Here is a 25140-nt window from a genome sequence, read left to right as displayed (position 1 = left end):
AACGCAGCCGAGTTGGCTGCGTTTTTTTGTATAATGGAGCCTAGGGATTTAACCGACCTCAGCTCGCGTCATGGATCAGTCCGGCTGTAGTCGGAATAATTTCTAACCATTCAAGCCGAACTAGAGCATCTTTAGCTTGAACTACAATGCGATGTGTCCCTGGCTCAAGCGTGAACGGTTCTCTGATATTTTGGTTCTCGTCATCTATCGAGATTGCCAGACTTCCGTTTTCATCAAACTCGTTAAGGTGTACGTTGATCTCATAAAGCGTATAGTCCGTAAACTTAGGCACATAAATTTCATAGGCCAGCCAATCGCCTTCAGCTAAGTCTACTTCTAGGCGCTCGTCATCCTGCCATGTCTCTCCTTTGCCATGTTCGAAGTTTGCTGTCTCCCTTGCACTTGCTACAAACCGAATGTCCGTGCGGTCATTGATGCGAAAGCCAACATTCTGATTCGACGGCTGCTGGATGCCATAACTGACACCTTCTCCCCGATACCCGTAGAAAATAGCAGGTATTCGGACAGGAGGTCTGCCTAACATGGCGTCAACAAGATCGCGGTAATACACACATTGGTCGAATGCTAAATTATTTAGATATTCCCATAAGATCCGTTGTGCAGTTATCTCATCTGGCTTCGGACCGCCTTCTAAGTACTCGACCAGCATCTCCCATTCGCGGGGCACCTTAACGCTGCAAGGTGAATTATCCTTGCCCATCTTCTTCCAAGTCCAGAAATTCCAAGAGATATTGTGATCTTCAAAAAGACGAAAAGCACCCGCATACCATGCTTTGTTATTCTCGCCACCTTCACCCATGTAAATGGGCACGTTCCACTCTTCACGCTTTTCTAAGTAGACTCTGATGCTTTCCGTATCTGGATTATTCCAATATTTATGGAACTGCAGCATCAGATTATCATCGATTTTTTCCGTAAAGATCGACCAATCCGTTGCCCAATGGGCACCTTCTAGAATAATCAGGTGGCGTTCATCTACTTCCCTGATCGCCTTAACGATGTCCCGGTAAAGAGGCATTACCTCACCGTTATAGGCAGAGAACCAGTTAGGCAGCGGCTCGTTGAGAAGATCATAGCCGGCGACAATCCACTCATCCTTGTAATGCTCTGCGAGAAAACGCCATAACTGAACCGTAAGACGCCTATTATGCTCTTCTGTAAATAGCTCTGGCAAGTCACGTTCAGAGTCGTCAATATTCGTACCCGTCTGGCCCCCAGGTGCCCCGTGCAGATCTAGAATCACATAAAGGCTGTGCTTACGACACCATCCGATCAGTCGATCAATGAGTTTCAGTCGATGCTCTTTCACCCGAAGTGGCTCGCCGTCTTCAATTAAAAATCTTGCGTTTATTGGCACCCTAACCGAATTGAATCCTTCAGCGGCAATCTGCTGAATATCTGCTTCCGACGTGTGAACATCATAGTAAATGTCCCAAAATCTTTCGGCCTCCCGTTCGCCGATCAGCTCTTGAATCATCTTTTCAATACGCCGCGGACGATCTCCTTGCTGCGGAAACATCCACATATAGCCCTCTGGGAGCAGCCAGCTTCCGAAGCCGACGCCTCTCAGCAGCACCTCGCGACCTTCTCCGTTGACTAGTCTCTTCCCGTCAGCTCTAAGAAAGCCAACAACTTCGTTCTCACGCTCTGAATTCATTCTTATTAGTCACTCCTATCCCTTTATTGCACCGTCTGCTATACCCTTCATAATGTATTTTTGCAGTAATAAATAGAAGAGAACGACCGGCAGCATGGCCAAAATCAATGAAGACAAGATGGCAGACCAGTCATTATTCCCGTATTGACCGAACAGCATATTGGTAGATAATAGCAAGGTATACGTCTTATAGTTTGTCAACATCAGTAACGGCAGAAGAAAGTCGTTCCATATCCATAACAGGTTTAAAATCGCAATCGTAGCCGTAATCGGCAGTAATAACGGAAATATGACGACAAAATATAATCGGAACTCACCGCACCCATCGATGACAGCTGCTTCATCCAGATCGCGGGGGATAGACTTTACAAAACCATGGTACAAAAAGATCGCAAAGGCGACACCCGTGCCTATATAGATCAATCCCAGACCCGTTGTTGAGCCCTGCACGGATAGCGCTTTTGAAATTTTAGTCAGCGTTATCATAATAGAGTGAAAGGGAATCAACGTGGACATAACGAACAGCAGAAATATAAATGCGCTTAACTTCCCTGGTGTCCTAGATAGTTTATAGCCAGCCATCGATGCGCAAATAATAATGCCTAACAAACCAACCGATGCGATATATACCGTATTTCCTAAGCTTCTAACAAAATTAGTCTTATGGAACGCGCCAATATAATTTCCTACTTCCAAATGGGTAGGCAGCGACAAAATATTATTCATCATGGCGCCTTCCGTCTTAAAGGAGTTCAGCAGTCCCATGTAGATCGGAAACAACGTAAATATGGCAGCCGCAATAAGGATCAGCAGAACCATAAAGGAACCGATTCGCTTCATGATTCCACCTCTCTTCTCTTCATCAGCCACAGCTGAATCAAGGTGATCAAGAACACGACTAGAAATAATATCATCGCCTTAGCATTTGCGTACCCATATCGATTACTGGATTTAAATGCTTCTTCGAAAATGTTCAGTGCGATGACCTGTGTCGATCTGCCTGGACCACCGCCGGTTAACGAGTAGACGGCATCGAATGCTTTAAACGAGCCGTTAAGGGTAAGAAAGATACCGATCGTCAAGGCTGGATAAATCATCGGAAGCGTCACATATCGAAACGTTTTAAAAGCATTCGCGCCATCCATCGCAGCCGCTTCTTTCAGATGCTGGGGCACCCCCTGCAAGGAGGCAATATAGATCACCATCAGGTAACCGACGCCTCCCCACAGAGACACGATGACGATGGCGAAGAACGAGTAAGCCGGATCACCGATCCAAGATTTATCCAAAAAGGCGAGTACCGAATGTTCGGCTATATACGGAAGTACTTTTGTGAAAATAAATAACCACATAAAGCCGCCTATGATCAAGCTGATCATATTGGGCATGAAAAAAATCGTACGGAACCATACCTTGCTGCGCCGTCTGGATTCCACGAGAACCGCCAGAAGCAGAGCCATTGCATTCTGAAGCACAACCATGAACACGACATATTTAAGGGTGAAACCTATCGACTTTAGGAAGAAAGGGTCCGCCGTCAATGCCTCGATGTAATTCGCCAATCCCACCATCCGATACGTGCGATTCAGTCCGTTCCAATTCGTAAGGCTGTACCATGCGCCCCCGAATGCGGGGGCGAGTACGAATACAGCGTAGAATAATAGAGCGGGAAACACGAAGGCTAATAGGATGACCGTCTTTTTTCGTTTCGTTGTCATTAGCCTGTTCTCACTCCCGGTCACCATATATAGCCATGCTATTGCTGAGCCTTAATCGCGTCTGCCCATTTCTTATCCAACGCTTTGATAATCTCGTCTTTCGTTACTTGCTTCGCGTAGTAGCTTTGCAGCAGCTTCGCTTGTTCATCCGTGATGCCATTGGGAAGAGACAGGTCCTGATAAGCTTTCCCTTGAGAAACGTAGGTCATCGCTTCATCGATCCAAGGGAACGATTTATACGTGTGAACCTTAGATACGGGATTGAACTTCAATTCTTGGAACAAGGCTGACGAATCCTTCGCATCAAGGATGTAGTTTAGAAGATCCATGGCAACCTCTTTGTTCTTGCTTGTTGGAGATACCGCTAGAGACGTGGACGTTGATAGGTTAATCATCGTGCCTTTCGGGTTATTGCTCACTGGAAGCGGTGCTACACCGAATTCGATTTTCGGGTTAACCTTTTGAATCGCTTCTGCTTGCCACGGTCCTTGAACCCACATTGCCGCTTTTCCGTTAGCGAAATCGGTTGAGCCCTGGGCGCTGCCTACTTCAAATGGCTTATCTGTCCCATTTTGCATAACAATATCAATAATATTAAATACGTCCTGTACGTCTTTGTAGGAGGCTTCACCCTTGTTCATCTTCTGGATCCAATCCGGATGCTCCGAAGTCACGATTCCACCGAGCGACAGCGCCATGATTAGCTGCGGAATCCATGCCTCTTGGAAAGACAACTCGAAGGGTGTCACTTTATTCGCTTTCAGCTTCTCTACAACGGCTTTCATTTCATCCAACGTTTGAGGTGCCTTCAGGCCTAAATCATTGAACACTTTCTTATTGTACAAATAACCCCATTCCAAGCTTTCAAGGGGTAATGCTACAATTTTTCCATCAAAGGTTACCGTCTTTTTAACGTTATCGAACAAGCCTGCCGCAAATGGCTGATTGGATAGGTCACTCAAGTAACCGGCTTTGTAATAGCTGGGGACGTCTGCCACAGCGTGCAGGGTGAATAAATCCGGCGCATCATTGGAAGAAAGGCGAGTCTGCAAGATTTGCTTGGCTTGATCAGGATTCGGCATTTCAAGATTGATGGTGACATCAATATTTTTTTCAGCTTTTTCCTTTGCTTTAAATTGCTCAAAATATTTTTCAAATTGATCCTTAAACCGTGGAAAGCCCATAAATACTTTCAATTCAACTTTCTTCGCTGGCGTGGATGCTGCAGGTTTCGAATCTGCCGGTGCCGGCGTAGCCTCTATTCCACCAGAGTTTGTGCCACAACCGACCATTGCGCCCAATAAGGTAACGCTTAGCATTAAGTGAAGCGCTTTCTTCATTCTTCATTTCCCCCTAAAGAAGATTAGTAACTACAATTTCAGTATAGAGGAGAAGGGTTTTATGAATCATTTGATGTTATTAGCATTCGTTATTGTACTTTATTGATTTCCGAGCTAATCCTTACGCATTTCCCCTGGTGTGAGCCCGAAATGTTTCTTAAACACGCGATAAAAGTAAGCAATATCGATATAGCCTGTTAGCTCTGCTACACGTTTGATGGCTAGTCGTTGATCCATAATTAATTCCTTCGCTTTCTCCATCCTCTTACGAACGATATAGTCGGATAAATTTTCTCCGATGGAAGCCTTAAATGTTCGACTTAGATGCTCCTTACTCACAAAAAAGTGATGAGAGACCGTCTCAAGGGAAATCGTTTCTTGGAAGTGGCGGTCAATGTAAGCTTGTACGTCCTCGGGGGCTAATCGATTTTTATTTTTGCGGTAAGCTTCTATGACATCTATTGCATCAATTAACCAATCACGCAGGATGGTATGAATCTCTCCTAAAGAGAACCCACTTAGCAATGCAGCACGTTCGCGTCGCTCTTCGATCCAAGCTGAATCCAAACCATAGTCCGTACCAGCTGTAAACTCTTCCAGCAAGTGCAGAAAATCATGCACAATTCTAGCCGGTAATCTCCCGTCCAGTGCTTCTGAATAGCCTTCGGATAAGAGGTCCTCTATCTTCACCAGTGTGTGGAGCACTGCGGGGCGATTAAGTTCCAAGAGATATTCATAAACCTGCTGCCGGTAATTCAAATAGGTGTCCAGCATCTTTTTATCCGTAAAAACGTGCGTATCCCATGAATTTGGTAGTTGTAGTGAAGCTTGCAGCTCCTCCACGCACCGAGAAAGGGCAGCGTTCAATTCAACCGGATTGATTGGCTTCAAAAGGTACTCGATGGCACGGGAACGTATCGCCTGCTTCAAATAAACGAAATCGTCAAAGCCGCTCATCACGATAATTTTAACTTCGGGGTATCGTTCATTTAATACTTTCAGGAGCTCCACACCGTCCAGTCCCGGCATACGCATATCGGTGATCACGATGCTTGGATGCAGCGTCTCAATCAGAACGATTCCTTCCCGCCCGCCGTCTGCTTCCCCAATGATATTCAGTCCAAGTTTGTTCCAAGCTCCCAATGATCTAACGACTTGTCTGGCCCATAGCTCGTCATCGATGATCAATACGTTCAGCATCCGTTTTGTCCCCTTCCTCCTGCGTAACAGCAGCCAGTACTAATACAACCAAAGTCCCTACCCCTGTCTTGCTAAATATTCGAACACCACAGCCCTTGCCGAATTGCAGCTTGAGCCGTGCATGCACATTCCTTAATCCGATTCCCCTTTTCTTCCTTACATCGTTGTTCCTTGCTCGAGGCGCCAATTGTCCATCTCTCAGATCCGTTCGCAACTCGTATAGACGCTGGCCGTCAACGCCTACCCCGTCATCCTTAATGAAGATATAGACTCGTTTACCTATCAACCTTATCCGAATCTCGATATTCCACTTGCCTTCCTTACGCTGTAGTCCGTGTTCAAAGGCATTCTCGAGAATCGGTTGGAGTGTGAATTTAGGAAGCCTTGCAGTAAGTGCCCTCTCATCTGTAGATACATGCATGCAGCAACGATCTACAAAGCGTTGTTCCTGAATATATAGGTAATTTCGCATATGCTTAATTTCGTCTTCGAGAGGTACCAAATCACCGTCTGCACTGATGGAATAACGTAAAAGCTCCCCCATTACCCGGGTAATTTCATAAATTTCAGGCGCATCCTTCACCAATGCCATTCCCCCCATCAAATTCAGGGTATTATTGAGAAAATGCGGGTTGATTTGCGCCTGCAGAGCCATTAATTGCGCATTCTTCAGATCGATTTCCTGTTGATATTCAACCTCGATCAATTCCTTAATACGCTTCATCATGGAATTATAGCCGTTTTCCAGCAATCCGATTTCGTCCCTGCTTTGGACCGGAGACATTTTAAAATTATGAATATGTGTCATCTTCATTGTTTTGGCAAGCTTGACAATCGGCCTGCTAATCCGAAGCGATACGAAAATGGAAAGCAAAATAGAGGCTATAGCAAATAGGGTTCCTGTTAAAATCCCTGCTTGGATCGTCGGTTGTGCGCTTTGGTTAACTGTGCGAAGTGGAATGACCTTCACCACCGTAAGTTGACCGTCCCCGACTCGTTTTAAGAAATAGAAATCCGTCTTGGTTCTACGAAAGGCCAATTCAAAATCATTCTGATCGAGGCTTTGAAGTTGAGACTGAAGCTCTAAAGCGTCCATTGTCTCCGTTGAGCCCGACAAAAGCTCCCCTTGATCGTTAATCAAGTAAACCGAGCTTTCTGATTCTGATTTTAAAATATCGCTGACTTCCCTCCACACTTGCTTGTTTATACGGACGGAAATACCGCCTAACAACATACGATCCTCAAATCGGTTCATACTGTGATATGCATAGATGGCACTGCCGGATTGTTTAAAATACATATTGATTGGTGTTTGAAGCATACGTCCCCAGTTGCCTTCCTGAATGTTTAAGGAATAAATGGTTCCGCTGTTTGCATAACTGACTGAGAATGCCTTTTGGATCGGATGAATATATAAATTCAACTCGTCTATCTTTCTGGAATTTGCATAGAAGGCAGACGTTAGTGTGTTTTTGATATAATTTTGCGTGTTAAATTGTACCCCGATATCAGGGTTGTTCATATCATTAAGTCCAGCCATGAGCGTTTGATTAATTTGTAAGGAATAAAACAGAATATCGATTTGCTGATGGAGCTCCTCCAAATATTGATCGGCCCATAACATCCTCGAATTGTTCGCATTAATGATTTCCTTCTCTACGGAACTCCGTGTATTATTCGTGGCAATCCATGTGACGGTTACGACCGGCAGCGTGGTTAAGCAAATCATGAGTACCATCAATCGAAGACGTAGGCTTGTTCGCATCGTAGTAGAGTTCCTTTCTGAACGAAGATAGCGCTTATCTTCATGTTACTTTATCTTTTGAGGAATAGCATTCCTATTTTATAATCTTCATGCAAACTAGAATAAGCGCAAGTATCTCTTGCGCTTATGAATCAGAAGATCTTATTGAATAAGCTCTCATAGCTTAATTTTAGAGTTGCTGCATGCAGATGTCATTCTAATTTATTGATTAACACTATTAGAAAATATTGATTTCGAAGAAATAATAAGGAGCTTTCCCAAAAGCAAATAAGTTCATATAGGGGCACAGAAACAAAAAAAATGAGGTGGCAAGGTTCTTGCCTTCTCATTTTTTTTGTTTTCTGTCGACTGCAAGGGAAAGTCACCCCATCTTTATTTCGCGGAACGTCGATCCGTTACGAGACGTTTCGAAGATCATTCAAACACGAATCCACACCGACATTTCACCAGGCTGTCGGTTGCCCCACAAGTAATACGGTACAGCTTTTAGCTTTACCGGCTCAGAAACATGCTGCTGCGCAAGCCGGCGGTACGCCATATTCTCTTGCCATGAATCTCGTTCCTCGGCGCGACCTTTCGCTTCAATGACGACCGCTCCACCAAGCAGCTCGGTGTCGTAATACGAATGCAGCTCCGCTTCGCGATCGATAGACAAGTTCGGAAGCAAGCTGCCGTTGTCCGTTTCCTCCAGACAATAAACTAGCGGACCGCGTTCAATAGCAGCTTTGCCTGCATTGGCCCTGATCTCCGGATGCGAGGTAATCAACTGCGCCTCAAGCACGGGCTCCCATTCCACGATGTCTCCCTGTGCCCATTGCCTACTTACGGTCGCATATCCATTCTCTACCTCGTATTCCGAAATCATGCCGTTAATTTTCATCACAGCTTGCCCGTAGCACCAGGATGGAATGCGCAGCGCAAGCGTAAATCCGGCATCCGGAACAGCAGTTAATTCAATTCGCACATAACCTTCCCAAGGAAGACGCGATTGCTGCTTCAGTGCCACTTGACCGACAGCTAGCTCGAACTGTGCTTCGCTGCCGATGAACAGATGCGTATAAACTTTGTTATCTTCTGCAGAAGTTGTATAAATATAATCGTTCAGCGAGGTGAGAAGCCGCGCCACATTCGGTGGGCAGCACGAGCAGCCGAACCACTTCTGCCGCACCGACTTCACGTGCCTACGGTCCGGGTTATCTAAAGAAGCCTTCGGCCACACTTCCAGTGGATTGACGTAAAAATAATGCTTGCCGTCCCGCGACATACTGCCTAAAACGTTGTTGTACAGCGCCCTCTCTAGGACGTCGGCGTACTCGCTCTTCGCCTCCAGAAGCAGCATGCGGCGGGCGAAGAAGATTAGACCGATGGAAGCACACGTCTCGGCATATACGGTATCATTCGGCAAGTCGTGGTCGAAGGTAAACGCCTCACCCTGATGCGTCGAGCCGATACCACCTGTAATGTACATCTGCCGCTTCGTCGTGTTATCCCACAATCGACGGCACGCCTCGAGCAGCTCCCGGTCATTTGTCAGGCTTGCAAGGTCCGCCATCGCCGTATACATATAGACCGCCCGTACAGAATGGCCTATCGCGGCATCCTGTTCACGAACTGGCAAATGCGCCTGATTATAGGCTATTTGTTCGATGGACGGAATCGGCAGCTCCTTCTTCGCCCAATGACTGTACCCATCTCTCTGCTTGCATTCCTCAATCAAAAAGTTCGGCGATTGACCGCGCTCATCGATAAAAAATTGCGCCAACTTCAAATAACGCTCCTCACCCGTCGCTTGATACAGCTTCACTAACGCCAGTTCTATCTCCTGGTGACCGTCATAGCCCCTTAGTTTGCCTGGCTCGCGACCAAATACGGTGTCGATATAGTCGGCAAATTTGCAAACGACATCAAGCAGTCTCCGTTTTCCCGTGGCTTCGTAATACGCAACCGCTGCCTCCATCATATGGCCCGCGCAGTACAGCTCGTGCGCTTCATGAAGATTCGTCCACGCATTACCCGGTTCTTTGATCGAGTAATACGTGTTCAGATAACCGTTGTTGTGTTGGGCCTTGGCAACTAGCTCGATCAATTCGTCCGCAGTTCGCTCCAGCTCGGGGTCGGGTTGGCTTGCAAGCGAGTATCCGACCGCTTCAATCCACTTCGCCACATCGCTGTCCTGGAAAACCATCCCCCCGAATTCGCCTTCTTCTATCCCAGCTGCAATCCGGAAATTACGGATCGCATAGCTCGGCTCGGCATCTGGAATCCGGTCGTTAAGTGCCTCCCATTGATAGGGAATAACCGTCCCCCGCACCAGCTCTGTAAATTGATTCCAAAACCCGTCCTGTATGCGTACACGCCTACTACTCTGCCGCTCGCTCATTGATATCCCCATATGAAAATCCTCCTAGAACTGTAATTGATTTATATGACATTTGATTATCACTCTCATCCAGTTTATCCTTGAATATATGGATGAACTACGAATAAAACAAACCTATTTTTTATAAAATTTCACACTGCATATGGAGGGTATTGGGAATGAACGAATCAGGAATCATTTGGATGGAGCTGCCACCAGTGCCTTATTACATTACGACCGGGTTATCGACCTTAAATCCGGGGGAGCAGCACCCGAGCCGGCGGAATATCGGCATCTTCGATCTGCTTTGGGTTGTCAAAGGGACGTTATACATCGGAGAAGAGGATATGCAGTGGGAAGTTACGGAAGGACAGACACTATTACTATTGCCCGACCGTTATCACTACGCGGTGAAGCCCTGCGAGACGGAGACCCTTTTCTATTGGAATCACTTCGACTTTAAAGGGAGTTGGCTCCAGGCGGCGGACAATGCTCCAAACCCAGCCTACCCGGTCCAGCATGTATGGGCAAACCCCTATACAATTCGGATTCGGCAATATGCCTCGCCGCCGGAGTTTCCCCTTGCCGTGTGCCACCTTCGCAAAATGCTTGCATCGTCAGACCAACATCGCTCGGCGACCTTTTGGAACGAGCAGCAGCTGTTCATGGAGCTGCTGCGTCTACTAGAGGAAGGGTATCGTGGAAGCGACTCTTCCCCTGCCTTAAAGCTTGCAGAGAAAGCAGAAGCTTACCTTCGGCAGCATTTTCAGGCTGACGTAACGAATGAATCACTTGCGGAGGCTCTTCATTATCACCCGAACTATATTGTTAGGTGCATGAAAGAGATCTACCACTGTACACCGATGGAATATCTGCACGAGTATCGACTGGAGCAAGCAAAGCTGCTGCTGATCAAAACGGATTGGGCGATCGGGCAAATCGCCGATCGTGTCGGTTTCCAATACGCCCCATACTTCTCCAACTGCTTCAAACAGTATGCCGGCATCTCACCTCTGCGTTTCCGCAAGCAGTATTCACATTAGTCGTTCTGCTAATGACGCCGTGCTTGTAACGCGCTAATCTTACAATCGATGACCCGCTTCCCCTTCCTGTGTTAACTTCCATGCGTCCAAGCTTTCCAGAAATACTTCTCCATTCCTGGCAAACAGCTTGAATCCCAGACTGTCAGGTTTCGGGTAAATGCGGTTCGTTACGGTTTTCAGCCCGTTATTAGCAAATAGCTCAACAGAAGAACGGTCAATGAATATTTGCAGCTTAATGCAGCCATCATCCAATGGAGCAAGATCCACTTCACTCACACCCGCTTCGCCTGTACCGGAGTGATTACGATCCACTCTAAGCTTACGGTCAGCAGCCGAAAAGCTCACTTCCGTGTACTCGGAACCATCCTCTGAACAGCGAAGCAGTAAACCGAACTCAGCATCGTCAGCTGATTGATTCGTGTTAAAAATGGCGATAAGTTCAAGCGCATCACCATGAATTTCTGGCAATGGTACTTCGGTATCCGCACAGATGGACAGATTGCTGACATGGTGATGAGTCCCGCGCATGTCCCTCAATTCCTCCACAGGCAGTATCCGCAGTGTTCCGTCGTCATCAGAAAGTCTCAGCTCGCGAGGCAGGGTAAAAGCCCCCATCCAGCCATGCTCCTGCTCCGGCATTCGAGCACCCCAAATATTCATCCAGCCAATGAGAATACGCCTTCCCTGTCCGTCCACGAACGTTTGCGGAGCATAGAAATCAAAGCCATAGTCTAGCCGCTCCGCGTAACGGTAGTCGAATATCCCGGTCTCACAGCTAAGCCTGCCGGTTAGATACATCGTCCTGGTCGTTCCCATATTCATAGGGGAAATCACCAGCACGTGGTCATCTCCGTTCCCTAGCGGAAACAAATCTGGGCATTCCCACATATCCCCCATCGTGCCATCGCTTTCAGCTGCGACCCCGATATAGCTCCAATCCCTCAGATCAGAAGACTTATACAGCAGCGCTTTGCCCAAGCCGTCTTTCCCGTATCCAATAACCATGTACCATATTCCATCATGCTGCCAAACCTTCGGATCCCGAAATCCGAAGCCACCTTCTTCTGGCGCGCCAGCAATAACTGGGTTATACGCTGCTTTGTTGAAAGTAACCCCATCTATGCTTGTCGCAATGCACTGAACCTCAGTGGGTGTGCGTCCATCGACATGTCCCGTGTAGATCAACGTCAGCACACCGTTATCGTCCACAGCACTGCCCGACCAGCAGCCATGACCTCCACTTTCTCCCGCATCGTAATTCTCCGATGGCGCCAACGCTACAGGCAGATGCTCCCAGTTCACCAAGTCTTTACTTTTGGCATGCCCCCAGTGCATCGGTCCCCATTTGGGCTCATAGGGATAGTGCTGATAAAACACATGATATTCATGATTAAAATAAATCAGTCCATTCGGATCATTCATCCATCCCGCTGGAGGCATTAAATGATAGCGAAGCCTGTAGTTCCCCTCTGCCACTGATGCTGAAGCTTGCTCCAACGCCTTATTGGCTAGATCGACTCGTTCTTCGTGACCCCTGTTCCGTTCCTTGTCCTCTTGATGACTCATCCTATCTCACCCTCACTCCTAAACTTCTATAACACATTTTCTGCTAGCATTAATGCATCAATTTCTTCAATTGTACCAAGTGAAGGAATGGCACCTTTTCGAATCGTCGCTAAAGCACCCGCTGCATTCGCAAATCTCAAAGCGCTGCATAGTTCATCTTCGCTCCAAGCGTGTAAAGGTTTTCCAAGCTTTAACACTTCATGTAGAAAGGCTCCAAGAAAGCCATCCCCTGCACCCGTTGTATCAACCGTATGAACAGAATAGCTATCAACCTTCCCCCACCAGTCGTTCATTCGATAAAATGAGCCTATAGATCCCGCGGTTACTAATAGCAGCCTAATTGAATACAGATCCATCAACTGTTTGGACGCAATTTCTATGTCCCCCTGACCTGTCAGGAAGATGATCTCTTCTTCGGATACTTTCACGAGGTCAGCCAATCTCAAGCCTGCATGAATAGCCTCCCTAGCATGCTGTTCGTCCTCCCACAAAGAAGGACGCCAGTTGGGATCATAAGAAATAAGCGCACCTTTCTCCTTGGCTTTCTGCGCGGACTTAATCGTAGCTGAGTAGGAAGGCTCCGCCGTCATCGAGATGGATCCAAAGTGAAAAATCCGCGTTCCCTCCAACATAGCATGATTCACCTCATCCTCTTTCAGCAGCTGGTCAGCACCAGGCTTTCGTGAGAAATGAAAGGATCTCTCGCCTTGCGAATCCAAATGAATGAAGGCCATTGTTGTATGGGCCTCGTCAGACGCTATAAGCCCGCTATCTGACACACCCTGCTGCAGCAAGGCTTGCCGCAAATACCTACCAAAGGGGTCATTGCCCACCTTCCCAATGAACCCGGTCTTCATGCCGAGCTTAGCCATAGCGGCCACAACGTTCACGGGAGCTCCCCCCGGATTTCGCTCAAATAAAGGCTGTCCGGCGTCTGATAAACCTTGAGGTGTAAAATCAATTAAGTACTCCCCTAGCGCAACTGCATCATAGTTCATCTTAAGCTTCCTTTCTCCTCATTATGCAAACTCTGGGATCAACCTTTAATACCTGACATCGTGATACCCTGGATATAGTAACGCTGCAAGAACAAGAACAGCAGCAGAATCGGCACTGTAGATAACGTGTTCGCCGCTAATACTTTGGACCAATCCGTCCCTTCGTTAGAGGAAAACGTGGATATACCGACTTGAATCATTTGCATCTTCTGATCATTAATGACAATGAGCGGCCAGAGATAGGAATCCCAATTGCCTAGGAATGTCATCAGGCCGAGTGTAATTAATGCGGGAACTGCTGCCGGAAGCACGATGGATACGAAAGTGCGCTGCAGGCTAGCTCCATCTATACGTGCCGCTTCCATCATTTCATTCGGAACCTCTGCGAAAAATTGCCTCAGCATAAAAATGCCGAACACGGACAACATCGATGGTACGATCAGCGCTTTATATGAATTAAGCCAGCCCAGATCATGCATGAGCAAGTAGTTTGGCACGAGCGTAACTTCACCCGGTATAATCATCGCGGACATAAATAAGGCGAATACCACTGTTTTAAAGCGAAATCTGAGTTTAGCAAAAGCAAAAGCTGCCATCGAATTAATGATAAGCACAAGCGCGGTTACGATCGAAGCCACGAACAAGGTATTCCAGATATAACGAAGAAACGGATTGCGCGCATTGAAAATGACATTATGAAAATTACGTCCCGTCCATTCCACAGGGATCAGCAGATGAATATTCAGTGACGTATATTTAAAAAGCTCCTGGTACGGACGAAATGAGCCGGCGACCATCCATAGGATCGGAGCGACAGAAATCAGAGCGATCACAATCATGATGATCATTCTTACGATGTTGTTTATCCTCTTCACAGCGATTCCCTCCTAATATTTATTTGGGGCCCCCGCAAAGTAATCGGCATATACTTCAGAGCTTAGCTTCACTTTGTGGGGTAATACAGGGATCTTTGAGCGGAGCTCAAAGTCTCTCCTCTTTGGGATCTTTGAGCGGAGCTCAAAGTCTCTCCTCTTTGGGATCTTTGAGCGGAGCTCAAAGTCTCTCCTCTTTGGGATCTTTGAGCGGAGCTCAAAGTCTCTCCTCTTTAATCAGCATCTTTGTTAAACAGCTTCATTTGGATAAGTGAAATGGCTAGCACGATCGCAAAGAGCACAAAAGCCGCCGCTGTCGCATACCCCATTCTCATTTGCGTAAAAGCCTGCTTATAAATATAGAAAACAACCGTTTCCGTCGAGCTGTTAGGTCCTCCATTCGTCAAAACGAAAACCAGCCCTGACAGCTTGATAGCATCTATCGTCGTCATAATGACCACGAAGGCCATGGTCCGATTCAACAACGGAAGCGTAATCTTGAAAAATTGCTGGATCCTAGATGCACCATCCACTCTAGCAGCTTCGTACAGATCTGGAGAAATATTGTTCAGACCTGCGAGGAAGATGATCATGAAAAATCCGGCGCCTTTCCAGATTCCGAGCACAATAATGCCATTCATCGCCGTGTCAGGATCAGATAGAAAGCTCGTAACCGGCAGGTGTAGAGCCTTGAGAACACTGTTCAAGAGCCCAAACTCTTTGTTGTAAATCAGCTTAAAGACCGTTGCAGCCACCGCTGTCGAAATAATAACCGGGATAAAATAAAGCGTTCGGAACAGACTTGCCGCCACTGTTTTCTTCTGGATCAATAACGCTAGCCCCAGAGCGATACTTGTTTGAATCGGAATCACGATAATAGCAAAATAAAACGAATGCTTCAGACTGTTAAAGAAAGCGCGATCCTTCATCAAATGAACATAATTATCCATTCCGACAAATACATCGCCTGCGCCTACAAGTGAATAGTTTTTAAAGCTAATGATGAATGCTTGCAGCATTGGGTAGAACACGAAGACAAGCAATAAGGCTATCGCCGGGAAAATAAACCAGAATGCAGTAGCTTGCTCATGCTTTCGGAAGCTTTGCGATTTTTTTTGGGTTTCTATCACTGTTTGTATCGCAGTATCCATGGTTCATCTCTCCATTCCACTTCTATCAATTTGTATCGTAAACAAAAACCTTGAAGCTCGAAACCACACCGCCATCTGGACTAATCGCTTTGATCTCCGCCTGTCCGGCCTGAACGCCCTTCACCATAGCTCCTCCGTCAACAGCTGAAACTGTAGCTACCGCATCGCTGTTAGACTGCCATTTCAACAGCTGCGGAGCGCTTAAAGGAATGACCGAAGCTTCGACCAGCTGACTGCCATTCACAGGCACATCGAGCGTGCTCTTACTTAGCACAATCCGCTGCGGCTTCACGGCATTCACATCCTCATCACGCCATATCGTTTGTATCGGATAAAAATGAGCACTCTCCAGCGTGACGCTGCCTTCCAAAGCAGTTAACTCCAACCGGTTACTCGTCGGGTCCGGGAATATCAGGCTAGAGACGACAGCCTCGCCATCGTGCCCAAATACCTCAAGACTAGATTCATCTACGAAAAATCGGAGCTTGAGCTTGCCTTCCTTCAGCTTCAGCGGCGCCGAAACTTTCTCAGCGAAGCCCTTCTCGAACGATGTGATGCCGGAATGTGTTCGATCTACCGTCAACTGCTCCGTCTTGGCATCATAGCTGACGCCCGTTTCTTGGTTGCTTCCTTTTCTTAGCTTGAACGCCAATTTCGCATTCGGCTGAACAGATAGTTCGGTAACCATCTCATAAGATGTTCCTTTGATGACGTCGAACGGATTATTTCCTGCTGATAACGCCTGCTTGGACACAATCACTTCCTTACCGCGCAAAGTCTGAAGTTCCTTAATCGGCTCCTGAATCAGCCGCAAACCTTGATCAGGGATATTCCTCAGCCTAAGCTCGCGTGGGATGGACATGTTCCCCCTCCAGCTGCTCGTCGGCATCGCGAACGCATAACGCCAATTCGACATCCAGCCCAGCCAGATGCGGCGTCCATCTTTGGCCGGGATATCTGAGTAGGACACAGCCGCATAGAAATCTTTACCGTAATCCGTCCATAGCACGTCCGATGGCTTATTATCATTCTTGAACGTTAGGCCATCGAACGTACCGATGAAGTATTGCGCTGTGGACCCTTTCGTCGTGTTGTTACTGCCGATACTTACCGCTAGAACCCACTTCTTTGCTTTTGAGCCCTCCACCGGCAGCTCGAACAAGTCCGGACATTCCCATACGGCCGCGTGCGAGCCTTGATCGCTCCCGAATTCACTGGTCATTTTCCACGATTTAAGGTCAGGCGATGCATAGAAACGAACATGGTTATCGACAGACACAACCATCACCCAAGAATGGGTAGGCGCATGCCAGATGACCTTCGGATCTCGAAAATCCTTCAAGCCCTGATTCGGAATCACCGGGTTTCCTTCATATTTGGTCCATGTCCGGCCTTTATCCGCGCTGTAGGCAATGCTTTGCGACTGAACACCGCCTTTGAAATGGGTAAAAATCGCGACCAAGCCCGCTTTGCCGCCAAAAAATCCGCTCGTGTCCTTGCTATCCACCACAGCGCTCCCAGACCAAATCTCTCCCAAGGAATCCCGAGCCAGAGCTACCGGGAGATGATCCCAGTGGATGAGATCCTTACTAACCGCATGTCCCCATTGGCCCTTGCTTTGGTAAAATTGGTGATACTCACCTTCGAAATAGACCATCCCATTCGGATCGCTCATATTCCCGGATTCCGGTGATAAGTGATACTGTGGACGGAACTTTTCTGTATAATAATTCGGATCACTCGCATACGTAAAAGCTGAGTTTTCTGCTGAATCCGACGATCTGCCATCCTCTTTAACCAGAACCGCCACCCCCAATCCTAGAAGTACGACCGCGGCAGTACCAACTGCCCATAACCCTAATTTCTTCCGCATACTTCCTCCTTGCGTCATGTCGCCATCATTTTCTGTATGGTTATTGTACCGAGTCCGTACGAAGAAAGATTTCAAAATCATCGGGAGTTGCCTTTCAATTTTATTTGCAAAAAAATAAGCCCTCTGCAAATGCAGGGACTTAGGATAGCCTATGATTTTGTATTAACTATACTTTTTTACTTAGTAGTTCTTCCCGATACTCCTTTGGACCTTTGCCATAATACTTCTTAAAAGCGGTGCTAAAGTAACTCGAACTGGAGTAACCAACCAGCGTAGCAATATCCGTTAGCTTCAGTTCATTTTCTTCCAGCAGCACCGTAGCCTTACTTAGACGCAATTTCGTGACATAATCACTAAAAGTAACTCCCACACTCGTCTTAAACAACCCGGACAAGTAGGTCTCGTTAAGATGAAACATTTCCGCAAGAGAAGCCAGCGTGAGCTCATAGGAGAAGTTCTCATCCACATAATTGCGAATCGCTTCGATCATCTGCTGGCCGCTGGAGAACCTCGTTTTCCTCACTTCATTCATCACCAATTGAGCCATTTCATGAAGCTGCTCCAACACTTGCTCCCTTGAGGAATAGTCTCTCACCGTCATCTGACAGTTCCATAGATAGCTTTGCAACGATGCGCCACCAAGTTCGAACTTCTTGGCTATTGCATTAAACAACAAAATAATCCTAAGTGTCAAAAAGGTGAATACAAACATCGGTGTGTCTCGATCAGCGGAGAATATGGTATGCAGCTGCTTAGTAAATGCAGGCATATCCAGATTTTCAATGGTTTGCATCAGCTTTCTCTCTACTTCCGGCGAAAACGCGTGTGTCAATGCCAGCATATTTCGGTTCGGCTCAGCCTTGTCTGATTGGATCGTGCCTTGACTCCATGCCAGCATGCTTGATGCATAACCATCCTTCAACTGCCTCAGCCCGTTGATGGACTCGCCTATGCCGACTACACTCTCAACTCTCAGATAGCTTTTGATATTCCGCTTGAGCTTGCGCACGAAGTCATCCATGAAACGACCATGCTGCATAGGATCTTGAATAAGGATCAGAAAATGCATCATGGCAGGATGAGTAATGGGATAAAAGGGATACACCTGCTCCCAATTTTCAGCAGACTCCCGGCAAATCATCTGGAATGCCAGGTAGAGTAAGTCTTTCCGCTCATTCCAATCGTCCAACCGTCCTTGCGGAATTCTCATCTCAACCGTCACAAACTGCGCATGTACATCATCTATGGTCAAAGAAGACAGCTGTAATTGCTGCATCCGTTCTTTCACGGTTGGTACACTAAACCATTCATCCTTCACCAGCTGCCAAATTAATTGCTCCTGCATCAGTTGAAGCTGTTGGTGATTCTTCATTTCCTCTTGGTCTTGTTCGCGTATTCGATTCCGGTCATCTTCCAATTCTCCGGACAGTTTGGCAAGGAGTGCCGTTAATTCGCTGCGTACTACAGGCTTTAACAAATAATCTTTCACACCCAATTGGATGGCCGCCTTCATATATTCAAAATCGGAGTAACCCGAAAGCACGATGATACGAAGATGGGGGAACTTCTCCTTACTAGCTTTGATGAACGCTATACCGTCCATTTGCGGCATTCGGACATCCGTAATCACAACATCGGGCAGCGGCTGCTCACTAAGAAGCTGCATGGCCTCCAGACCATTAGCTGCTTCTAATTCAATTTCAAATCCGGCGGATTTCCAATCGATTTTGGCTTTAATACTGTTACGTACACCGACTTCGTCATCAATCAGCATAATTCTGTACATCTATGTTGTCAGCTCCTTAACAGAGGAAGGTACAAGGTCAATTCCGTCCCTTCGCCCAACCTGGATTGTAAGCCTAAGTGAAATTGCTCCCCATAATTCAACCGACATCGTGATAAAACATTGCGAAGTCCGATACTTTGCCCCTCGCTGCTAAGAATGGCAACAGAATCCCCTGTTTTTATCTCTGCCAATAAATCTTGTACCAACTCGGGGGACATGCCAATTCCGTTATCTTTGACGGAGATCAGCAGTCTTTCATCTTGTACCAGAGTCAGCAATGTAACCTGTGCGACGCCTGCCTTCTCTAGACTATACTTCACTGCATTTTCCACCAGGGGCTGAATAATGAACTTGGCAATCATGACATCATCTGCCGCGGGATCATCCTCTATTACGACTTGTAATCGATCTTCATGTCTTAAATGAAGAATGAACAGATAATCCCGAATATAGTTCATTTCCTCTGCCACTCGGACCAAATCGCTGTTCAAGTTCAGAGAATACCTCATCATTTTACCTAATGCCTCGGTGGCGTCCATCACTAGGTCTTCCCGCCTCATAGCCGCCAGACCGCTAATGATTTCAAGCGTATTATTATAGAAATGCGGGTTAATTTGCAGAAGCAGCGCCTTATATTCGGCATTCTTTCTACGTAAATTCGTTTCGAATTCGGTTTCGATCAAATATCTTAACCTGTGCGTCATTTGCTCGAAAACCCCCGTCACATAGCCTACTTCACTATGTCCTTCCCGGACTTTCGGCATCACATGCAGAGCCTGATTAAATTCGCCGCGCTGCACATGCTTCATCGCTTTGCCCATCACACTAAGCGGCTTGGTAATGCCTGCGGACAACCAAAAGGCCGTGAGTATGGCGAGTATAAGCAAAAGAGCGGTAACCAAAAGCATCGTTTGCCTGATATGAGTGATCTTCTCATACAATTCTCCTTCGGGAACGGTGCCTACAATGGTCCAATTTTGAGCCGGCAATTTGCGGAAAAAAAGCAGATTCGTACTCCCTTTCTCCTCAATAGGGAAAATCCCGCTAATCTCCTCCTCGAATCGTTTATCGATTTGCTTAAGACCACTACTTAGAATGTCCCGATGCTCTGCAATATTTTGATCCAGCACACTATTGCCTTCACTCGTTAGCAAAATCACTTTCCCAGTCTTCCCGACCCGAATCTTCTCAATCGCATTTCGAAGCAAGGTTGTGGGGTAATTGACTTTAATGAACCCGACATTCTTTAACGATTGCAGCTGCACCAGTGGAAAAAGAAAGCTATTAATCGATCTTGCTCTCATGAATTCGTCCGATTGGTCGATATCTTTATGCGCTGTCGTCCAGCGCTTGTTTGCTGTCATAAATGCCATAAACCACTCGCTATTTTTATAGGTTCTATCTTGCGTCCACAATCCTCCGGCATCCTCGGCAAAAGCACTAATTGATATGCCGTTAGAGTTGTTAACTGCATACGAAGAAAAATACTCCCGCAATCTCTGCTTCGTAAGAACACGCTCCTGTATCGTATTATCCGGATTCAAATGAACGGTAAGCCATTCCTGCGTCGTTCGGCTGCTCACGACCTGATTGCCCGTATCTTCAACCTGAGTAAGCAGAGTCACAACATGCGAAGCAAATTGTTCAATTGTTTGAGCGGTTGAAGATTCAATCGACGCTTTAATCGTTTTCGTCGCTTCCTCACTAAGAATATAAGCGAGTGCGGCAAAAGGGAGGATTAGCAAAATAGAGAAAACAGCCATTAGACGGCTCCTCAATGAAAAAAACATGAAATCCCCCGTTTCTTATCCAGTCATCACACCATCTATTTATCATACACGTCAACCTTCTTAGGAAACAACGACAAAGAGACGATCATCGAAATGATTCGTCTCTATGATCTTCACAACCCTACTTTTTCTGCTGCGCCTGCACATCCGCATAAGCCTTATCGATTGTCGTAATCGCTTCTGCAATGGATGCATCAATATTCCGTTTGCCGATGGTGACATCTTCAAACATTTTATTCACAGCATCGGACATTTGCGGGAAGATTGGCGTAATCGGACGCGGTCTGCCGTACTTCTGATTTTGAATGACGAAGATGTTCTTCGGATACTCGTTCAATTCCGGGAAAGTCTTCGCTGAAGAGTAACGGGATGGAATATCTTTGGTCATTCCGGCATACGTCTTTTGTCCTTCCTCACCAGTCACCCAGTTGACGAACTTCCAAGCTTCATCCGGATGCTTGCTCTTCGATGAAATGCCCAGCGCCCAACTGCCATTCGCTACCGCTTGTGCAGTCCCCTTAGGCAGAGGAGCAATGTCATAGTCTTCGCCCAGCTTGAAATTCGGGAACTTCTCTTTCAGATTCGCCAGAGACCAGGAGCCATCAATCGTAATGCCCAATTTACCGTTCGGGAATGGATCCGGCGGATACTCCAGAGCAGATACTTTATCTTTGTTATACAGATCCGAGAAGAATTGAACGGCTTTCTTCGTTTGCGGTGAATCCAAAAAACCTTTCGACGTTTTACCATCAGGACTCATAATTTCCCCGCCAAGCTGCCAGATGATCGGATACTTGAAGTAAGCCGTACCACCCGCGTTCCCGAAGCCCTGTGCAGGATCTATACCAAAGATGCCATTGGCTGGATCATTGATTTTCTTTGCAGCATCGAGCACCTGATCCCATGTCCACGGCTCATCCGGATTTTTGGAAGGAAGCGGAATACCCTTCGCTTGAAACATCTTTTTGTTATAGAACATGGCAATCGATGATTCCGTTAATGGCGCCATATAAATTTCATTTTGATACGTGTAGGTCGCAAGTGTTGATTTAGGAACATCATCGATATTCCCGTCCGTCTTGAAGTATGTGGTTAACGGCTTCAGAGCACCGGCATTTGCGTACGAACCGACCGTAGGAGCATCTAACGCCATAATATCCGGCGGGCTGCCCGATGCGATGGATACTCGTAGTTTCGTGTCATAATCTGAATATGGAATCGGTGTCATTTCGACAGAAATGTTCGGATACTTTTGCATGAAGGAAGCAACGAGCTTGTCATAGGCTGTATTCTCCGTATCATTCCCTGAGTTTCTCCAGAACGTCAGCTTTACTTTCTCTTCTTTTTTAACAGCATTATCCGTTTGTTTGGGTACTGCTGACGACGTATTTCCACCATCACTTTGCGTTGAACATCCCGCCAATAAACCACCGACTACGAGAGCGCTTACTACTGTTTGGCTTAGCTTTTTCAAAATGTGAATGCCCCTTTCATTTATCTGTTGTTGTAGTTCTTGTCATCATCATATCAAAGGGGCCGGGATATTAAATTCAATATTCTCTGCTTAGAACTTATAAAATTATCATGATTCTGGTTATTGTACAAGAGCGTAACGAGCTTCATCGAACATATTATCTACGTCAAAGCTATATTGTACACCAACAAAAAGTGTTCATTGAGCTTTTGCGAAATACGTTGATCCCACGTTCGTAATCCTACCTGCCCCCAGAAAATACGCTTGGGTCTCGTATAACTTAGTATCAGCTGCAGCTAGAATACTTTAATAAGGTGGTCATAATCATGATAGTAAAGTTAACAAAAGAACCCAAACGGTCCTACCTTCTTGCCAAAAGCTTCATGATCAGCTTACTCGTTTTTAGCGTGGGTACCGGTAGCGTTTTAGCTTCGGAGATTACAACAACAACAACAACACCGTCGTCCAATCCCGCATCCGTGAGCGTCACCCAGAATACGACTTCCTCCTCGCAAGCAGGCACGACTTCGAACGAATCCAAAACAGAGACTCCAGATCTTTTGCCAGGAGACTTATTCTACTTTGTAAAAATAATGTACGAAAACATTCGATTGGCCCTAACTGTCAATGACGTGAAAGAGGCGCGACTACTTACCGCATTTGCCCAAGAGCGACTTGTGGAAGCAAACGTCTTATTGGCTCAAGGAAAAACGGAAGAGGCGAATCTATCTCTCCAGAAGTCGCTGGAAACTCAGCAAAGTGCTGTTCAAAAAACAGATCAGGCTTCTGGAATATCGATAACCGTAAAGACTACACAAGTAGAGACTATTGCACAAGCGGCTGCTAAAGATGAGGATTCAACACAAAAAGAAACTGCAGCAACAGCCGCAGCGAAGCAGGGCAGTGAGCAAACAGCAGATCCCGAGCAAACGGAAGCCGAAGATGTGATCAATCCTGTAAGAGAAGTGAAAAATCCGGAGCAGGTATTGAAGGTAAAGGCCGATTTACAACACAATATTGTAGCCCTGTCCTCCGCATTGGAAAAAGTGGGAAATCCGAACGCTCAACTGGCTTTAATGAAAAATATAGAAAAGGCGTTTGCTCATCTGGATAAAAAACTGTCCAAAATCGAGAAAAAAGAGAAGCTGGGGCAGATGAATGAGAACGTAACAGCTAAGGAAGAGCAGCCCACGGTTGCTTCGCTGGTTCCATCTCCATTTCCAACACCAGTATCAAATGAGCCTGTCTCGGACCAAGAGAAACAGGAAAGCTTAGTAACAAAATCAGATCAAACGAAGAAGGATGAAGACAACCAGCATATGAATAAATCTGATAAAGCAAAAGAGAAAAAGAACGATAGCCCACACAAAGGTGGCGAAAAAGGGAACGGCAACGGACACGATAAAAATAAAGGTAGCAAACAAGAATAAAACCGCTACTCGCCCCCTTTTCAATATATAAATACTTAAGTACGAATCTTACACCTTCTCGATGTTAAAAGTAACGTGCTTCGGGATGCGCAAAGACAATGGCCGAGACCGCAGCCTCCGGCGGCAGGCACTGGTCATGCTCATGCATTTACCGTATAATCATAGGCAAGTGACGAAGAACGTCCCGTTCCATTCCGATGAGTGGAAACGGGACGTTTTCTATTTTTAGAGGGAGGTGAGAGATTGCCTTTTGATGAAGAGCATACCGCATTTATCCGTCTTCATCTTGAAAGCAGGACGGGGGAGCGTCGAGGCCGGCTGGAGAGGGGCCATCGGCACGGTGAACTGCTGTTTCTAAGCAATGTCTGGTGGCCGCTACGTGGAAGTTTGAAAGACCTTCATCCGGAATACGAAGTACTCGATTGGCGGGGGAGATCTTACTTTGCCGATTTTGCCTGGCTGCCGGGATACGTTAAACTAATATTTGAAATCAAAGGATTTACCACGCACGTACGAGAGATGGACAGACACAAATACTGTAACGAGCTGAACCGTGAAACGTTCCTTCACTCTATGGGATTTCACGTCATTTCCTTCGCTTACGACGACGTCGAACAGCGCCCAGATCTATGTATCACTTTGCTGCGCATGGTGCTGAGCAGGTATCTTCCCAGCCAGACACCAGTCTCGCGCGCGCTTCTTGCCGAGAAAGAAATTATCCGACTCGCGACCCAGCAGGCTCAGCCGCTCCGACCAAAGGATGTGGAGCTTCATTTTGAGATCGATCACAAAACTGCGGTTCTTATGCTGAAAAAGTTATGTACAAAAGGCCTGCTGCTTCCTTCTTTTCGCGGCAACAGAGAAAGGGTAGTTAGGTATGAATTGGCTCCTGGTGTGCTAGATTACTTCGACTAAAGGGAAAACATCCTGCTAATTGCTCTGTTTGATCGCTTTGCAATCCCTATAGCTGGATAAGCTCCCACTAATTCAATCGAATTCAGTCAATTTTTCAACCAATCGCCGATTTAGATGGAGGTTTTCCAGTTAGACGCATTTCCCTCTATGCAGGAATCAATTTTGATGGAGGATCTCCCTCT

Annotated in this window: 18 protein-coding genes; 3 read left to right on the top strand and 15 right to left on the bottom strand. The window is 46.6% G+C overall.

What is annotated here, in order from left to right; translation table 11 throughout:
- Positions 1 to 58: 58 nt before the first annotated feature.
- The 7 genes from QFZ81_RS03030 to QFZ81_RS03000 all read right to left on the bottom strand — a co-directional run bounded on the left by QFZ81_RS03030 (position 59) and on the right by QFZ81_RS03000 (position 10093).
- Entirely contained in the window at positions 59 to 1678 is a 1620-nt protein-coding gene (locus tag QFZ81_RS03030; protein ID WP_307601393.1) for a cellulase family glycosylhydrolase, read from the bottom strand.
- A gap of 15 nt (positions 1679 to 1693) precedes the next feature.
- Positions 1694 to 2518 (bottom strand): carbohydrate ABC transporter permease, encoded by an 825-nt coding sequence (locus tag QFZ81_RS03025; RefSeq protein ID WP_307601391.1) that lies wholly within the window; start codon positions 2516 to 2518, stop codon positions 1694 to 1696.
- Positions 2515 to 3396 carry a carbohydrate ABC transporter permease gene (locus tag QFZ81_RS03020; protein ID WP_307601389.1) on the bottom strand — a complete coding sequence of 294 codons (882 nt, stop codon included), beginning with the start codon at positions 3394 to 3396 and terminating at the stop codon, positions 2515 to 2517. The genes QFZ81_RS03025 and QFZ81_RS03020 overlap by 4 nt, the downstream gene beginning before the upstream one ends.
- A 38-nt stretch (positions 3397 to 3434) precedes the next feature.
- A complete protein-coding gene (locus QFZ81_RS03015) occupies positions 3435 to 4736 on the bottom strand; it encodes an ABC transporter substrate-binding protein (RefSeq protein ID WP_307601387.1) in 1302 nt (433 codons plus the stop codon).
- Between the two features lie 114 nt (positions 4737 to 4850).
- Positions 4851 to 5936: a response regulator gene (locus QFZ81_RS03010; RefSeq protein ID WP_307601385.1), complete on the bottom strand. Its 1086-nt coding sequence runs from the start codon at positions 5934 to 5936 to the stop codon at positions 4851 to 4853.
- Positions 5911 to 7701, bottom strand: a complete 1791-nt coding sequence (locus QFZ81_RS03005) for a sensor histidine kinase (protein ID WP_307448306.1) — start codon at positions 7699 to 7701, stop codon at positions 5911 to 5913. The genes QFZ81_RS03010 and QFZ81_RS03005 overlap by 26 nt, the downstream gene beginning before the upstream one ends.
- Before the next feature lie 418 nt (positions 7702 to 8119).
- Positions 8120 to 10093 (bottom strand): glycoside hydrolase family 127 protein, encoded by a 1974-nt coding sequence (locus QFZ81_RS03000; protein WP_307601383.1) that lies wholly within the window; start codon positions 10091 to 10093, stop codon positions 8120 to 8122.
- 146 nt (positions 10094 to 10239) lie between these two features.
- Here QFZ81_RS03000 and QFZ81_RS02995 point away from each other — a divergent pair, with 146 nt between their 5' ends.
- Positions 10240 to 11103, top strand: a complete 864-nt coding sequence (locus QFZ81_RS02995) for a helix-turn-helix transcriptional regulator (protein ID WP_307601381.1) — start codon at positions 10240 to 10242, stop codon at positions 11101 to 11103.
- Positions 11104 to 11142: 39 nt separating this feature from the next.
- On the opposite strand, the gene QFZ81_RS02990 is transcribed toward QFZ81_RS02995, so the two are convergent.
- From QFZ81_RS02990 to QFZ81_RS02955, 8 genes are all read right to left on the bottom strand, one after another.
- Positions 11143 to 12669 (bottom strand): glycoside hydrolase family 32 protein, encoded by a 1527-nt coding sequence (locus QFZ81_RS02990; protein ID WP_307601379.1) that lies wholly within the window; start codon positions 12667 to 12669, stop codon positions 11143 to 11145.
- 26 nt (positions 12670 to 12695) lie between these two features.
- Positions 12696 to 13667: a PfkB family carbohydrate kinase gene (locus QFZ81_RS02985; RefSeq protein WP_307601377.1), complete on the bottom strand. Its 972-nt coding sequence runs from the start codon at positions 13665 to 13667 to the stop codon at positions 12696 to 12698.
- A gap of 38 nt (positions 13668 to 13705) precedes the next feature.
- Complete coding sequence (locus QFZ81_RS02980; protein WP_307601375.1) at positions 13706 to 14542, bottom strand: carbohydrate ABC transporter permease; 837 nt, start codon at positions 14540 to 14542, stop codon at positions 13706 to 13708.
- Positions 14543 to 14772: 230 nt separating this feature from the next.
- A complete protein-coding gene (locus QFZ81_RS02975; protein WP_307601373.1) occupies positions 14773 to 15690 on the bottom strand; it encodes a carbohydrate ABC transporter permease in 918 nt (305 codons plus the stop codon).
- Positions 15691 to 15715: 25 nt separating this feature from the next.
- Complete coding sequence (locus QFZ81_RS02970) at positions 15716 to 17563, bottom strand: GH32 C-terminal domain-containing protein (protein ID WP_307448326.1); 1848 nt, start codon at positions 17561 to 17563, stop codon at positions 15716 to 15718.
- Between the two features lie 166 nt (positions 17564 to 17729).
- Positions 17730 to 19349, bottom strand: a complete 1620-nt coding sequence (locus QFZ81_RS02965) for a response regulator transcription factor (RefSeq protein ID WP_307601371.1) — start codon at positions 19347 to 19349, stop codon at positions 17730 to 17732.
- Positions 19350 to 19357: 8 nt separating this feature from the next.
- Positions 19358 to 21112 (bottom strand): sensor histidine kinase, encoded by a 1755-nt coding sequence (locus QFZ81_RS02960; protein ID WP_307601368.1) that lies wholly within the window; start codon positions 21110 to 21112, stop codon positions 19358 to 19360.
- Positions 21113 to 21260: 148 nt separating this feature from the next.
- Positions 21261 to 22613 carry an ABC transporter substrate-binding protein gene (locus tag QFZ81_RS02955; RefSeq protein ID WP_307601366.1) on the bottom strand — a complete coding sequence of 451 codons (1353 nt, stop codon included), beginning with the start codon at positions 22611 to 22613 and terminating at the stop codon, positions 21261 to 21263.
- Between the two features lie 326 nt (positions 22614 to 22939).
- Here QFZ81_RS02955 and QFZ81_RS02950 point away from each other — a divergent pair, with 326 nt between their 5' ends.
- Positions 22940 to 24043: a DUF5667 domain-containing protein gene (locus QFZ81_RS02950; protein WP_307601364.1), complete on the top strand. Its 1104-nt coding sequence runs from the start codon at positions 22940 to 22942 to the stop codon at positions 24041 to 24043.
- A 243-nt stretch (positions 24044 to 24286) separates the two neighbouring features.
- Entirely contained in the window at positions 24287 to 24958 is a 672-nt protein-coding gene (locus QFZ81_RS02945) for a DUF559 domain-containing protein (RefSeq protein ID WP_307601362.1), read from the top strand.
- Positions 24959 to 25140: the final 182 nt, after the last annotated feature.

Source organism: Paenibacillus sp. V4I9 (assembly GCF_030817295.1).
In the GTDB taxonomy this organism is placed as follows: domain Bacteria; phylum Bacillota; class Bacilli; order Paenibacillales; family NBRC-103111; genus Paenibacillus_E.
Note: the sequence above shows the minus strand (reverse complement) of the source record. Positions and strands in the feature narration are given on the sequence as shown.